We start from the raw sequence: 13,212 nt of genomic DNA, 5'->3' as shown, positions 1-13,212 counted from the left end.
TGGTTTCCCGCGGAAGCATTCGCAGGCACGTTGACCGGTGGCGCTACGATGCCGGAACAGCTAGTGCAGGAAATCACGGCCATCCAGTCACAAATGACCCAGGCCCAGCAGTTGGTGAGTGGTATTCAGCGGTACGAGAACATGGTCCAGAACATGGTGACCCTGCCGCAGACGATGTATGACCAGGTCACGGCGCCGGTTGCCCAACTCTACGGTCTGGTTCAGCAGTCGGAACAGCTTGGATATGCCGGGCAAAATATCGCTAGTCAGTTCCAGAACATCAATGCCAACTTTAGCCCGCAGATCACGTCGCAATACACGCAGCAGTACGGCACCATCACCAGCGGCTTGCAGACGGCCATCAACAGTGCACTGCAAACAGCCAACCTGAATCCGTCAAACTTTGTGACTCAGCAGCAGGCCATGCAGCAGGTGCAGCAGGCGATGGGTAATCCCAATAGCCGGAATGGGTTGCTTCAGGCCGCCGTCAGCGTAGGCCAAGCCACGGTCGCAGACGATACCCAGCTTCTGCAGACGGCCAATTCCGAGGCAAGCATGAATGCTGCGTGGGATAAAGCGCAACTGGAAAAGCAAGATGCGACAACAGCAGCTGCAGCGCAGTGGTTATATGGTGGAATGGGCGGGATCACTACCGGCAACACACAAACACATATGCATGTGCCTACATTGACACCCGGCGGTTAAAACTCGGGTTAAGGGAGAATGTTATGAAAAGTTGGAAAATGCCGCTCATGGCTGTGGCTGTATTGGGTTTGACCGGCTGTGCTGTCGATCACGGACCTTATGCGGGGCATGACGTGAAGTGGTTTGAAGCACATCAGAAATCGATGTCCACGCAAATTGACTGGTGCCGTGCGTATTACTTGAAAAATGGCAAAGCGGCTACCAAGAGGATACACGCCTGTAAAGAGGCAGCGACCGCTTATCACGATTTACAGGTCAAAGCCAACCGCCGTTTTCTATTTGGCTCCAGTAAAGACAAGGGTACGGTGATATCGTCCGGTAATGTGCCTCTTCCCCCCATGCAGTTACCCACAATGAAACCGTAAGAAGGGCCCATGAGTTTCCGGAACCGATGTAAGTGGTTTGTGGGGCTGGCATTGCTGCTGGTCCCGGCATTGGCGTTTGCGGTTCCTGCGACGTCGTCGCCAGTAGGCAACCCTTTTGCCAACCTGCAAATGTCCAACACCAGCACAGGGATTTTCGATAACATCCTGGCTGACTTTGGCTCTGCTATATCCGGTTGGTACAACCCCATCTATCATGTGGCGGTGAATACGTTCACAGTCCTTGCGCTCATTGAAATCACCTGGTTGGGGGCCACCTGGCTGTTGTCCAGAAAAACGTTCGAGGACGCAATTCCCTCTCTGGTCAAGAAGATAATCACACTGGGATTTTTTCTGGCCCTGTTGCTTAACTCTGGGGTTTGGATACCGGATATTATCAATACCTTTGTGGATCTCGGGCAGAATGCCGGTGGGGTAGCTCATATTTCACCATCACAAATCGTGGCGGATGGCGGTGCCGGATTTGTGAACATAGTGTCTGGGGGTGCGACGGGCATTGAACAAAACGCACCCGGTGTCTGGTCAATCCTTTTCCATCCGGGAAAAGCCGCTGTGACGGGCGTGAACGATATGGCGACACTGATCATCATGTTCGCTGTAGGCATTATGTTTTTTTTCGCAATGCTTTTTGTCGCCATAGAATACTTGGTAGTTCAAATCGAGGCATTCATTGTGATTTCTGGCGGCGTCATCATGCTCGCTGGCGGCGGCTCACGGTGGACCGCAAAATATGTGCAGCCTTATCTGGATTACGCCATCAGTGTGGGAATGAGGCTTATGATTATCACGTTATTTGTTGGCGTGGTGGTAACAAAGGTTGAGGGGCAAATTGTGCAGATGCTTTCTCAAGGAAGCAGCAACTTGTTCAATGCGGTGGCGGCCATGGGCGCGGCCATAGTCCTGGCTATGCTCGCAAAGAAACTGCCCAATATCGCCAGCAGTATATTGTCCGGCTCAAGCAGCATGACCGGTCAGGAGATGAACAGCGCTATTATGAAAACAGCAGCTGTTGCGGGTGCCGGAGTGGTCGCTGCGTCGGTTGTCGGTGCGGCGGGAGTCACGGCTGGATCGGCTGGTGGTATGGGAGCGGGCGGCGCGGCAGGTGGTGGTGCTGCGGCGGGCGGTATGGCTCCGTCCGCATCTACGGCCAGCGCCGCCCAGGGCGTGGCGGCACCGTCCACGCCACCGGCCAGCGGGTCAGCCGCAGCGGGGGTGCCGTCTGCCGCCGGTGTCCAGGCCCCGAAAGTGTCCGGCGGTGGTACCGGTGGTTCTTCTGGTCCGTCGGCTTCGGAAACGAGGAGCACAGCAACCGCACCATCCACCAGTTCCGGTCCTGTACCGGCAGGTGGCGCATCGGCGCCGACAGAACGGACTTCTTCTTCCTCCAGAGGGTCTGGGGGAGATGGCTCTGGCACCGCCGCACCCACAGGCGCAACACCCCCAAAGAGCGGGAACCCTGGCGTTCAGGCAGGCGGGAGTCCGAAGGATCCCAGTGCCATCGACAGCGGCACACCGCCTCCAAGTACATTCCAACGTGCACAGGATGCTGCAAAAAACGTATACGACGGAATGAACAAGGCTCATGAACACTTCTCCCCCGGTGGAGGCAGCGCGGTCGGCGTATCCGCCCCCGGTGGTGGTACCAAGCACCTGGATGATTGAGCCAACAGCGCGTCGAGTATGGGTCATGGAAACATGCCCCTATCTCTCCGGTCATGCCGCTATACCCATAATAACGAGAGGCGGTCGAGGCGGAAATGAACGACGAAAATCAGCAACAGGACAAACGCTATCTTGTGGCCAGGCGGGATTGGCTGGAACGCGATGGAGACAACATTGCACGGGCCAAGAACTGGCGAATGATGGCTTTCGCGGCCATCGGCATCGCGGCATGCTTCGGAGTGGGTATGATCTACGAAGCGGATCGGGTGCATGTGGTGCCCTACGTGGTCGAGGTCAACAAACTCGGCGCGTCCGTTCATCTGGCGCAGGCCGTGGACGCCGGCACATATCAGCAGCCCATCGTGGCCCATGTTCTTACACACTGGATTTGGCTGGTCCGGTCAAGGACGCCGTCTGTGCCTACAGAAAAGACCCTGATCAACCACAGTTATCATTATGTGGACAAGCAGAGTGAAGACCTGATCAACGCGTATTTTAAGCGGCATTCACCTTACATCGATTACACCAAGCGGCTGGGCGGACGTACCGTGAAAATCACTTCCGCCCTGCCAATCGGTAAACTCAAGGCCACTGGTGGTGCTTTTCAAATCGACTGGACCGAGACTCAGTATGACGGGAACGGTGGTATCGCCAACAAGCAACATTATCAGGGCATTATTAATTACGCGGTCATAAAACCCGGCAACAATCCGCATGTTCTTGCCGGCAATCCGTTTGGTGTTTATGTGACCACCTTCAACTGGAATCAGACCCTATGAACGCCGAAAAAGGACTGTATAACCTGGTTACGATGGCCGTACTGGCGATTCTGCCCGGATTGGCTATGGCCGGTGTCATTGTGCCGAAAACGGGAAGCGACCATCAGGTGCCAGCCATTCAGGGCGGCGCCGCCACTTCCGGCCCAGGTGTGAACGATGCCCAAACGTGGCAGAAGATCGTCGCTGCCCCGCCGTCCGCGAAGATGAGTTTCCGTACCAGGGCGGATGCTGAGAAATCGCTCACGCAAGCATATGCATCCGGAAAACTGAACAACCTGCCGCCCATCGCGGGGTCCGATGGAACCATTCTGTACCCCTATGGCGGTTCATGGCCTACCGTCGTAGCGTCACCATTGCACATCAGCATTGTCGAGTTGCAGGCGGGGTGTCACCCGGAGCAACTGGATATCGGCGCACCCACTGAGTGGATCCTGCATCAAGCCATGGCCGGGAATACGCCCATCGTCACCGTATCTCCCCGTTTTGCAGGGCTCCATACCAACCTGATGATCACGGCGACCAGCCAATCTGGGAAACCGCTGATCTATTACGTGAATCTGGTGTCAGACCACTCGAAGTACACGCCGAAAGTGGGTTTTTACTATCCGCAGGATATTCAATCCACCTGGCATTTGCAGACCGCAAATGCGCAGGCGTTCAAGGCCAAAGCGGATGCCGAGACGATTGCCACACTACCCAACATCAATGCGGCCGACCTCGATTTTCGCTGGAAGACGCATTGCGCGGGCGGGGGATGGTTCAGCGATAGCGCCTGCGGGAACATCCGGCCGGTGCGGGTCTTCGACGATGGCACGCACACCTACATCCAGATGCCCTCCGGACAAGCCAGTCGTGGCGGCATGCCGACCATCCTGGCGGAAAACAGCGCCGGGCAACCCGCGATCATCAACTGGCAGTATCGGGATCACTATTTCATCGTTGATTCCGTCCCGCATCAGATCTTGCTGCTGGCCGGGAAGGGCAGCGCCGGCAAGGTTGTGAAGATTACGCACCAATAAGGGGCTTGCGGATGAACTGGAAATTCTGGGAAAGAAACCCCTACAACGGCACGAATTCTCATGTCGATGAGGATCAGCAGACGCCGGGTTTTATGAAGGGCGACATCAAACCAGATGGCGGGATGATGGCGGCCTTCATCAATAAAAAGCCACTCTGGATAGCTTTGGTTGCAGCCGGTGCGTTGTATTTCGCATTCAACGAATATCGATCTTACGAAGCATCGCACAAGACTACAGAGCGTGTGGTCAAGAAAATTGGCCCGGTGTCTTCGCATCCTGAATACGCCGCCGCCCCGCCTCCTGTGGCTCCGACATCCAGCGCCGTTTCGGCGGCAATGGCGCATTCCAAAAGTGGATCTTCATCGCCGTCCGCGCCGGGTCCTGGACAAGGGGCGCCGGGAGGGCATGCGCCACCTCCGCAGCCACAGTCTGTTAGCCCGCAAGTACAGGCATTACAGGCGTCATTGGCGGGAGGACAGTCATCGGGCATGGTGCCCTGGCCCACTACAAGGGGTTCCGCGAAGGCGGGAATTCCGCCAGCGACCGGGGAGCCATTCCCGGTCAAGCTGGCGGTTCCCGCCCCGAAGAGCCATGCGGAATCAGGCGTGGGCGTTTATGACCAGCACCTGGTGCGTAAGGAAGCCTCACCGTATGAACTGCTGCAAGGCAGTGTGATCCCGGCGATTCTCAGCACCGGTATCGATTCGGATATCCCGGGCGAGGTCACCGCGGTGGTCGCGCATCCAGTCTACGACAGTAATAGCGGCGCCTATCTGCTGATCCCGGCGGGCAGCAAGCTTGTGGGCATCTATGCCAGCAAGGTTATCGCCGGACAAACCAGAGTAGCCATGGGATGGGAACGGGTCATCTTTCCGAACGGTACGTATGTCAATTTAGGCGCCATGCCGGGCGCGGGCCCGCATGGCTTCTCGGGGTTCCATGACGAGGTGGATGATCACACATGGGCCATCTTCAAAAACGCCTTGCTGATGTCGCTGATCAACGTCGGCATGGCCATGGCTTCGCCGACGAGCACGGCAACAAACACGACAGGCGTCACGGGCAATCAGGCGCTGTCTGATAGCCAGCAGGCCTTATCGCAGACCTTCGGACAGGCGGAAGCGGGAATACTGCAGAAGGGCATGAACGTCTCGCCGACCCTGAAAATCCGTCTGGGGTATGCGTTCGAGGTCGTGGTGACCAAGGACCTGGTATTCCCGGGAACGTACAACCCGGCGCCGCAGGAAGCTTCCGCGACCCCATCCGCCCCGGCGTTGGCGGCGATGATCAATCCGTACCGGTAAAGGAATAAGTTCATGCAAAGTTACGTTGTTGTACGACTGGATATCGATGCGATCCCGGATGGGCTCCCGCCCATGCCGGAGCGGAGCAGGCGGGTATCAAGATCCATGCAGGAACTGGGCGATAAGGAATTGTTGGAACGCGCAAAGCGGCGCAGCCGCAGTAATCCGCCCCTGGATTTGCACCCCGTGAATATCGCCATGGATGAAGCCACCATGCGCAGGCTACAGACGTTGCCGCACGGTTCCAGTATTTCAGCTTTGGTGCAATACCTGCTCAGTACGGCAATAAACAAAGGGAGTGATCTTTGATGCAACTCTATATCGCTGAAAAGCCGTCGCTTGGCAAAGGCATTGCGCAGTACCTGCCGGGGCCACATAAATCTGGTAACGGACATATTGTGTGTGGCGGTGGGAATATCGTCACCTGGGCTCGCGGCCATATTTTTGAGCAAGCAGATCCAGAATTGTACACACCTGATGACGTGCCATTGAACAGCAAAGGAACAAAGCGATGGCGTTTGCAGGATCTGCCCATCTTTCCCGAGCAGTGGATCAAGTTACCCAAGGCGGACGCCCGGGCGCAGATCAAAATCATCCGGGACTTGCTCAAGCAGGCGGATACCGTGGTCAATGCCGGCGACCCGGACCGCGAAGGCCAGTTGCTGGTGGATGAGATACTGGAAGAAATGGGCTGGAAAGGTCCCACGAAACGGATATGGCTGGCGGCGCTGGACGAACAATCGGTGCGCAAGGCGTTGGCGTCCCTCAAGGATAACGCGGAGTACCGAAACCTGTCCGCCTCAGCGGAAGCGCGCAGTAGGGCGGACTGGCTGGTCGGCATGAATCTGACCCGCGCATTTACCCTGGTCAATACGGGTTCTGGCGTGCTGTCCATCGGTCGGGTGCAGACGCCAACTCTGGCGCTGATCGTGCGCCGGGATGAGGCCATCGAGCAGTTCAAGGCCAAGGACTTTTTTGTGCCCCGCATCCAGACGGCCAAAGGCCCGACATCGTTCTGGTCGGCCTGGGTGCCCGTCGAGGGCGCACCAGGTTTGGATGAAGAGAACCGGTTGACCAACAAATCGGTTGCCGACACCCTCGCGGCAGCCGCGAAAGGGGTTGGAAAAGCGATCGTGGAGGATTTCCAAAGCAAGGAGCAGAAGCAGTCGGCCCCGCTGGGCTTTTCTCTGTCTGAGCTGCAAAAAGCCTGTTCCGCAAAGTTCGGGATGAGCGCGCAACAGGTGCTGGACTGCGCCCAGGCGCTCTATGAAGAACACAAGGCTGCCACTTATCCCAGGACGGATTGCCGGTATCTGCCGGAAGAGCAGTTCGCCGAATCGGGGCGGGTGCTATCGGCGCTGGCGAAACATCCGACGTATGGCCCATTGGTGGCCAAGGCAGATCCAAAGCTGAAAAGTGGTATCTGGGATACCGGCAAGGTGACGGCGCACCATGCCATCATCCCCACGGGCGAGGTGGAGGGGACGCTCGGCGAGGCCCGGCAAAAAGTCTATGACCTGATTGTTCGGTCTTATCTCGCGCAGTTCTACCCACCTTATGTATACCGGGCCACGAAGATTGTCCTCGTTTGCGCCACGCAAAAATGGCAAGCCAACGGCAAGGTGCCGGTATCGGCGGGCTGGAAGGCCATATACGCGTTATCAGCTTCCGAAGACGGTGATGAGGACGATCAGCAGGGATTGCCCGTGGTCCTGAAAGGGGATGCGTTGCCGGTAGTGACCAGCGATGTGCAGGCCAAGCAGACGAAGCCGCCGAAACGGTTTACCGATGGCACGCTTATCGAGGCCATGTCCAGCATTCACAAATATGTCGAGGATCCTGAAGCCAAAAAGAAGCTCAAGGAAACGTCCGGTCTCGGGACCGAGGCCACTCGCGCGTCAATGATCGAGAAGTTGCTTGAGCGCGGATTTATCGAGCGCAAGAGCAAGGCGCTCCAGAGCACCAGTATCGGTAGAGCTCTGGTCAATGTGCTACCCAAGGTGCTGACCGACCCGGTCACAACGGCGCAGTGGGAAGACGTGTTGAGCGCCATTGCCGATGGTCGCGTGCGGGCAGACCTCTTTGAACAGAAACAACAGAGTTTTGTTGAGGTGCTGATACAGGTTGCCCAGAAAACCCGGATCAAAGTAGGCGAGGCTCGTCCGGCGTCCGGAGCAGGCGGTGGCGGAAAAACACCAACACGGTCGAAAAAGGGGAAAGGAAAAGGCAATGGCTAATCTGCAGCACATCGCTGATCGCATTTTCCGGCTCGTCGATGCCGGGCACCTGGTGGCGGGATATTCCGCCTCCATGGGGGCACTGATTGACGCCTACGGGGTGCCCCCTGCAAAGGACGAAGATCCTGATTTCCACGCATGGGTGGATGCCGTGCCCGGTAGTGCAGTGGAAAAACTCTTGGTCTGCATGGTGCGTGCAGGCACATGGGAAGACCCTAAATGGCTCGCAGCGTGGATCAAGCGGGACCAGGCGGTAGCGTGTGACGGGTGACTTCTCGATTTGTGGAAACAGAGCCTAAACCCAAGTCTATTTGCCAGGAAACCATAAGAATGCCCCTTTACATCGAACCAAACGCAGGCCCTGCCCCCATCATCCAGGTCATCCAGTCAGCCCGACGCGAGATCAGCGCTGGCATATATTACCTTTCTGACCGCCCCATTCTGAAAGCCCTGAAAGCCGCCCATGCCAGAGGCGTCGACGTGCGCGTCATCATTGAGGGCAAGCCCTACGGCATAAAGCCAAGGCAGGTACGCAAAGAGGAAAAAGCCATAGAGGCTACGGGTGCGACACTGCATCTGGCGCCTTATCGTTTCACCAGCCATGGGAATCACTACGCTTTCCAGCACTCGAAATATCTCTGCAGTGGCCACGAATGCGAGATCGGTACCGCCAATTTCGATTGGTCCGCGCTGGGGCACAAGAACTGCGAATACCTCTACGTGACCCGCAATGCCCAGGTGGTGAACGCGGCCAACGCGGTATTCAATGCGGACTGGCATAACCGACATGCACCCGCATACGTCCATCAAGTGCTGGTTCTGTCTCCTGGCACATCCGCAGCGCAAATCATTGGGATCATTGACCAGCCGGGACCGGTGGACATTGAGAGTGAGGAGTTAGGCCCGTATGCGCCCACTCTGGACGCCATCTCCGCCAAAGGCGCACTTGCCCGGGTCATCCTACCCGCCAGCATCAATACAACGGGCAAACGGGATGTGGCATTTCTGCGGGCGCACGGTGTACAGGTTCGGTTGATGCCCCGGTCTTCGGTCTACATGCACGCCAAGATGATCGTTGGTGGATCTGAGGCCTTCGTCGGCTCAGAGAATTTTAGTCGGACCAGCCTGATGGCCAATCGCGAAATGGGGCTGCTGCTGGGTGGCCGTGACATTGGGGAATTGCAGGCCCAATTCGACAGAGATTGGAATCGGGCCAATTGACACTCCGATGCGCAAAAGGAAGGTGGTATAATGTCCGTTAGGTTGTCGACTGCTGGTGGGAGGTTGGGGTGGATGCACAACAACAGGCATTACGCGACTTCACCAAGTATATCTGGTGGAAGACGCCTGACGATGCACTCCAGTATGAACGTCGCCTGATCGCTCAGGTTATGAATTTAGGCGACTGGGAAGATACCCGCCGACTGGAAACCACCTTTGGGCCAGAAAAGCTTGTCGATGCCCTGAAGAATGCCGAAGCGGGGTGGTTCACGCCGCGCATGTGGAATTTCTGGCATTACCGGCTGGGTCTGGCGCAGAGCGAAGGCGATATACCCACGCTGCCGGTCAGGAGGTTTCAGTGAGCACATTCAAAAAGTTTCAGCCACGAACAGAAATACTTCCGGACAGCCAGAAAGAGGTGTGGTCATTGCTGAAGCCAGCAGCAAAAATGGGCTTCACGCTATATGGCGGAACCGCCATTGCGTTACAACTCGGACACAGGCAATCCGTCGATTTTGACCTATTTACTGACAGTAAGCTCAATGAAAGCGCGATTCTTAGGAAGATGCCTTTCCTCAAGCGGGCTCAGGTTATCCAGGCGTCCGAGAATACCCTCACCATGGCCTACCCGGTCGACAAAGAGCAGGTCAAAATATCCATGTTTGGAGGCATAGCCTTCGGACGGGTAGGCGCCCCTCTGATAGCCAATGGCAATGAGCTTCCCGTGGCATCCCTGGACGACCTGATGGCCACCAAACTCAAGGTCATTCTGCAGCGCGCCGAAAAGAAAGACTATATGGATATTGCCGAGATGATCAGAAGCGGCGTGTCTCTGGAAAAAGGGGTAGGCTCGGCCTCTTCAATGTTCGGGAAAACATTTCCGCCCATGGATTGCCTCGCCGCCCTCACTTACTTCAAGGATGGTGATCTGGAAACACTTTCGAAGAAGGACATGGAAACACTGATCAGACAATCTTCTAAAGTCACAGAAATTCGCCCACAAAGGATCATTTCAAAAGCACTGGGGGTCGGTGGGTTGGAAATTTGATGCCCGCCCGAGAGGCGCTTCCAACAAGATGGATGTGGCGTTCCCCGGCCCTTGCGTGCTGTCTGGCCGGACGTAGAAACAACTTCGGAAGTCGATAGCACCCCTAACACCATTGTGCCATTGACATCAGGTGTGTCAGTGACTAAGTTATTGCTATAGCAATAATGGAGCAAGGGATGAGAATCTTCACAGACAAGCGTAGCAAGCGGCAGTATGCGGAGATACCGACGCGCGCACCGGTCAAAATGCATCTGTACAGCAAGGCGCTGGGTTTTGCCTTGGGCATTTCCCTCAAGCAGATGTACAAGGACATGGCCACGCAGTTTCTGCAGGAAAGACCGTGGGAGTATGGTCTTTCGTGGCGGCCTACCAAAGGCCTTACGCAAACATTATCGGAAGCCATTGGCGATAAGCAGGCGACCGGATGGATGCAAGTGAATATCCGCATTCCCGCAGAGTTGGCGACCGAATTAGAACGCTTGGCGATCAAGGAAAACGTATCCCTTTCATCCTTGAGCTATACCCTTTTGTACTGGTGGACGTGGTACAAGTATCCACCCGTCCAGGAGCGCCGTCGCAGGGAAGAGATTTTGCGCAAGCAGGGAGAGCATTCAACATGAAAACGATTACGGTAGCCAATCAGAAGGGCGGTGTGGGGAAGACCACTATTGCTCTGCACATCGCGGCGGCGGCGCATGCCGCAGGTCTCAAAACCTTGCTGGTGGATCTGGACCAACAAGGATCTGCATCATTTTTGGCGACGGGGGACCAGAATGCCCATCGCACCAAAGAGAACACGGCGCTGGATTTGTGGTACGAAGATCGGGAGCCGGTTTTTACGGAGAGTCTATTTGGCTTTCAGCTACTAAAATCATCTGACGAAATTGACGCGGTGGATGATGATGTGCAGGAGGGCATCATAGCGCTAAAACGTCTGGGAAATTATCGTTTCGACTGTGTTATTTTGGATGCGCCGCCGGCACCCGGAGTGCGTCAGGTGGTTCCATTGATGATGTCGGACCTGCAGGTGGCGCCGTTCACTGCGGATGCGTTGGGCACGCAAGGGCTGGTCAGCATGATTATGGGCTGGCATGACCTCAAAAAAAGACGCCCCTCTATGAAATTGCGCGCTCTGGTTAATCTGCACAAAGTTGTGTCTGGTACACAAAAGGCCATCATCGATGGACTACGGCCCAAGTTGGGCGAATTGCTGCTCCCGGAAGTACTGACGGACCGGGAAGTCGTGAAGCACGCATTACGCAATGGTAAGTCGATCTGGGAATATGCGCCTAAAGACCCGGCGGCAAACGTGTGGCGGGCTGCCTGCGAACGTCTGATACAGGAAGCTTCGGAAGCTGATAGTGACTATGCCGGGGAGGAAGTGGCGTGAAAAAATCGATTATGGCCAGTTTGGAAGATGCCTTGGGAGCTGCCGTCCAGGGCGTCGGCGAAACGTCAAAAAAGCAGCGGAAGGAAAATCAGGCCGCACCGGCGGTGACCGCACTCTTTGTGCCGCTGGATGACATTCAGCCCGATCCAGACCAGCCGCGCAAATTCACCGAAGGAGGTGGTGCGATCGATGAGAACTTGGCATTGATGGCGGAGAGCATCCTGCAGCACGGCGTATTGCAACCGATATCGGTCAGGCCGTTGGGCGAAGGGAAGTATCAGATAGTCACTGGTGAGCGCCGGTGGCGGGCCTCGAAACTGGCCATGAAACGAGGTGAACCTTGCAAGCGCAGGGGATATGACCTGGAGCGTATCCCGGTTCACATCCTGGAGCCAGCGAGCGACTCGGATAAGCTTGAGATGCAGCTCGTGGAAAATCTGGCACGCTCTGACATGAGCCCGGAAGATATTGGTAATGCGCTGCAACGGTTGCTGGATGACACCAAGCTGAGCAAGGAGGCGCTCGCGAGGCGTCTTGGCCGGTCTGCGACCTGGGTCAAGAACCTGCTGGCCCGGGCGAATCCGGAAGCGCAGGCCATGGCCGAACGGCTGGGCGTGCCCATGGATGAGATCGGCAGCAATGAAATGGCTCGTATGCTCGCATGGTCTCGTGATGCCAATAAATGCGTGGTCATCGACTGGGTGTCCGCACGTCTTCAGGCGGGTGAAACGCTGACGCGCAATCTGCTGGTGGAAGAAGAGGATCGTTACGAGATAGAGGTCAAGCTGGAGTTGCAGGATCGCGGACTATCCCTGGAGGATTTGCGCAAGGTCAGAGATTTCATGCAAAGCGAGAAACCGGAGGAGCGGGGCATTGCGACGCGGGTTCGTGCGGGGGTGAGTCTCGCGGAGGCTTATGCCATGCCTTCGGTGACCCATTCAGAGAAATCTGTTGAGGAAGGTCCTCGCCAAGATCCCGCGCAGGAGGATTATGGTAAGGCCGCCACAGGACGCGCCCTGTTCTTTCCTGATTCTGGTGACGCCGAGGGCACTTTTGAAAGCATGGGCGATGCCCATGAACTGCAGGAGGCTGCGTTCGCGGCGCGCCGAGCGGGGGAGATGACCCAACAAGTCACCAGGCCAGCGATCAATGCGGGGACAGAAACCAGAGGGACAGTGACCTTTGAGCGGACAAGTGCCCAAGAAAGTATGCCCATTCGCGATGCAGCTACGGCATCCAGCGCCGCCAACGGCTACGCACCGCTGATTGTCGTTCGTGTGCCACAGGAGATCGCAGCAGGCTTGCTGGAAAAGGCCGGTAGGGCCGATATGGAACTATCCGGTGATACTGTGCTGGAAGCTTTGCGTGTAATTTTGGCGCAATAGGCCATCCCCCTTGGACTATTAAACATTCGCCCGCTTGCCCCTTCCTGGGCCGTAGGCCAGGAGGGAGTATAGTAATGAT

15 protein-coding genes are annotated in these 13,212 nt (G+C 56.5%); all 15 read left to right on the top strand.

The genetic code is table 11. The features are described 5' to 3' along the window. Positions 1-48: 48 nt before the first annotated feature. The gene (locus H2515_RS11150) at positions 49-705 is read left to right on the top strand and encodes a conjugal transfer protein TrbJ (RefSeq protein WP_198660146.1); all 657 of its coding nucleotides are present in this window, start codon (positions 49-51) and stop codon (positions 703-705) included. 23 nt (positions 706-728) lie between these two features. After that, positions 729-1,070 carry a hypothetical protein gene (locus H2515_RS11145; RefSeq protein ID WP_198660145.1) on the top strand — a complete coding sequence of 114 codons (342 nt, stop codon included), beginning with the start codon at positions 729-731 and terminating at the stop codon, positions 1,068-1,070. A 9-nt stretch (positions 1,071-1,079) separates the two neighbouring features. Continuing rightward, positions 1,080-2,750, top strand: a complete 1,671-nt coding sequence (trbL, locus tag H2515_RS11140; protein WP_198660144.1) for a P-type conjugative transfer protein TrbL — start codon at positions 1,080-1,082, stop codon at positions 2,748-2,750. A 95-nt stretch (positions 2,751-2,845) separates the two neighbouring features. After that, a complete protein-coding gene (locus tag H2515_RS11135) occupies positions 2,846-3,529 on the top strand; it encodes a type IV secretion system protein (protein WP_198660143.1) in 684 nt (227 codons plus the stop codon). After that, entirely contained in the window at positions 3,526-4,548 is a 1,023-nt protein-coding gene (locus H2515_RS11130) for a TrbG/VirB9 family P-type conjugative transfer protein (RefSeq protein WP_232821365.1), read from the top strand. Before H2515_RS11135 ends, H2515_RS11130 begins: the two co-directional genes overlap by 4 nt. Positions 4,549-4,559: 11 nt before the next feature. Then, positions 4,560-5,852, top strand: a complete 1,293-nt coding sequence (locus H2515_RS11125) for a TrbI/VirB10 family protein (protein WP_198660142.1) — start codon at positions 4,560-4,562, stop codon at positions 5,850-5,852. A gap of 12 nt (positions 5,853-5,864) precedes the next feature. Continuing rightward, positions 5,865-6,161: a hypothetical protein gene (locus H2515_RS11120; RefSeq protein WP_198660141.1), complete on the top strand. Its 297-nt coding sequence runs from the start codon at positions 5,865-5,867 to the stop codon at positions 6,159-6,161. After that, the gene (locus H2515_RS11115) at positions 6,161-8,089 is read left to right on the top strand and encodes a DNA topoisomerase 3 (RefSeq protein ID WP_198660140.1); all 1,929 of its coding nucleotides are present in this window, start codon (positions 6,161-6,163) and stop codon (positions 8,087-8,089) included. Before H2515_RS11120 ends, H2515_RS11115 begins: the two co-directional genes overlap by 1 nt. Then, positions 8,082-8,360, top strand: coding sequence for a hypothetical protein (locus tag H2515_RS11110; RefSeq protein ID WP_198660139.1), 279 nt, complete (start codon positions 8,082-8,084; stop codon positions 8,358-8,360). The genes H2515_RS11115 and H2515_RS11110 overlap by 8 nt, the downstream gene beginning before the upstream one ends. 59 nt (positions 8,361-8,419) lie before the next feature. Next, positions 8,420-9,310 carry a phospholipase D-like domain-containing protein gene (locus tag H2515_RS11105; RefSeq protein ID WP_198660138.1) on the top strand — a complete coding sequence of 297 codons (891 nt, stop codon included), beginning with the start codon at positions 8,420-8,422 and terminating at the stop codon, positions 9,308-9,310. Between the two features lie 68 nt (positions 9,311-9,378). Continuing rightward, positions 9,379-9,672 carry a hypothetical protein gene (locus tag H2515_RS11100; RefSeq protein ID WP_198660137.1) on the top strand — a complete coding sequence of 98 codons (294 nt, stop codon included), beginning with the start codon at positions 9,379-9,381 and terminating at the stop codon, positions 9,670-9,672. Continuing rightward, the gene (locus H2515_RS11095) at positions 9,669-10,358 is read left to right on the top strand and encodes a nucleotidyl transferase AbiEii/AbiGii toxin family protein (protein ID WP_198660136.1); all 690 of its coding nucleotides are present in this window, start codon (positions 9,669-9,671) and stop codon (positions 10,356-10,358) included. Before H2515_RS11100 ends, H2515_RS11095 begins: the two co-directional genes overlap by 4 nt. A 176-nt stretch (positions 10,359-10,534) precedes the next feature. Beyond that, entirely contained in the window at positions 10,535-10,978 is a 444-nt protein-coding gene (locus tag H2515_RS11090; RefSeq protein ID WP_198660135.1) for a hypothetical protein, read from the top strand. Next, complete coding sequence (locus H2515_RS11085) at positions 10,975-11,748, top strand: ParA family protein (RefSeq protein WP_198660134.1); 774 nt, start codon at positions 10,975-10,977, stop codon at positions 11,746-11,748. The genes H2515_RS11090 and H2515_RS11085 overlap by 4 nt, the downstream gene beginning before the upstream one ends. Then, positions 11,745-13,133: a ParB/RepB/Spo0J family partition protein gene (locus H2515_RS11080; protein WP_198660133.1), complete on the top strand. Its 1,389-nt coding sequence runs from the start codon at positions 11,745-11,747 to the stop codon at positions 13,131-13,133. The genes H2515_RS11085 and H2515_RS11080 overlap by 4 nt, the downstream gene beginning before the upstream one ends. Positions 13,134-13,212 lie beyond the last annotated feature (79 nt).

Source organism: Acidithiobacillus ferrivorans (assembly GCF_016250455.1).
GTDB classification, from domain to species: domain Bacteria; phylum Pseudomonadota; class Gammaproteobacteria; order Acidithiobacillales; family Acidithiobacillaceae; genus Acidithiobacillus; species Acidithiobacillus ferrivorans.
This window is presented reverse-complemented; position numbering and strand designations above follow the sequence as displayed.

Coding starts and splice junctions, on each gene's coding strand:
- H2515_RS11150 (WP_198660146.1), top strand. CDS start 49: ATGCCGGAACAGCTAGTGCAGGAAATCACGGCCATCCAGTCACAAATG.
- H2515_RS11145 (WP_198660145.1), top strand. CDS start 729: ATGAAAAGTTGGAAAATGCCGCTCATGGCTGTGGCTGTATTGGGTTTG.
- trbL (WP_198660144.1), top strand. CDS start 1,080: ATGAGTTTCCGGAACCGATGTAAGTGGTTTGTGGGGCTGGCATTGCTG.
- H2515_RS11135 (WP_198660143.1), top strand. CDS start 2,846: ATGAACGACGAAAATCAGCAACAGGACAAACGCTATCTTGTGGCCAGG.
- H2515_RS11130 (WP_232821365.1), top strand. CDS start 3,526: ATGAACGCCGAAAAAGGACTGTATAACCTGGTTACGATGGCCGTACTG.
- H2515_RS11125 (WP_198660142.1), top strand. CDS start 4,560: ATGAACTGGAAATTCTGGGAAAGAAACCCCTACAACGGCACGAATTCT.
- H2515_RS11120 (WP_198660141.1), top strand. CDS start 5,865: ATGCAAAGTTACGTTGTTGTACGACTGGATATCGATGCGATCCCGGAT.
- H2515_RS11115 (WP_198660140.1), top strand. CDS start 6,161: ATGCAACTCTATATCGCTGAAAAGCCGTCGCTTGGCAAAGGCATTGCG.
- H2515_RS11110 (WP_198660139.1), top strand. CDS start 8,082: ATGGCTAATCTGCAGCACATCGCTGATCGCATTTTCCGGCTCGTCGAT.
- H2515_RS11105 (WP_198660138.1), top strand. CDS start 8,420: ATGCCCCTTTACATCGAACCAAACGCAGGCCCTGCCCCCATCATCCAG.
- H2515_RS11090 (WP_198660135.1), top strand. CDS start 10,535: ATGAGAATCTTCACAGACAAGCGTAGCAAGCGGCAGTATGCGGAGATA.
- H2515_RS11085 (WP_198660134.1), top strand. CDS start 10,975: ATGAAAACGATTACGGTAGCCAATCAGAAGGGCGGTGTGGGGAAGACC.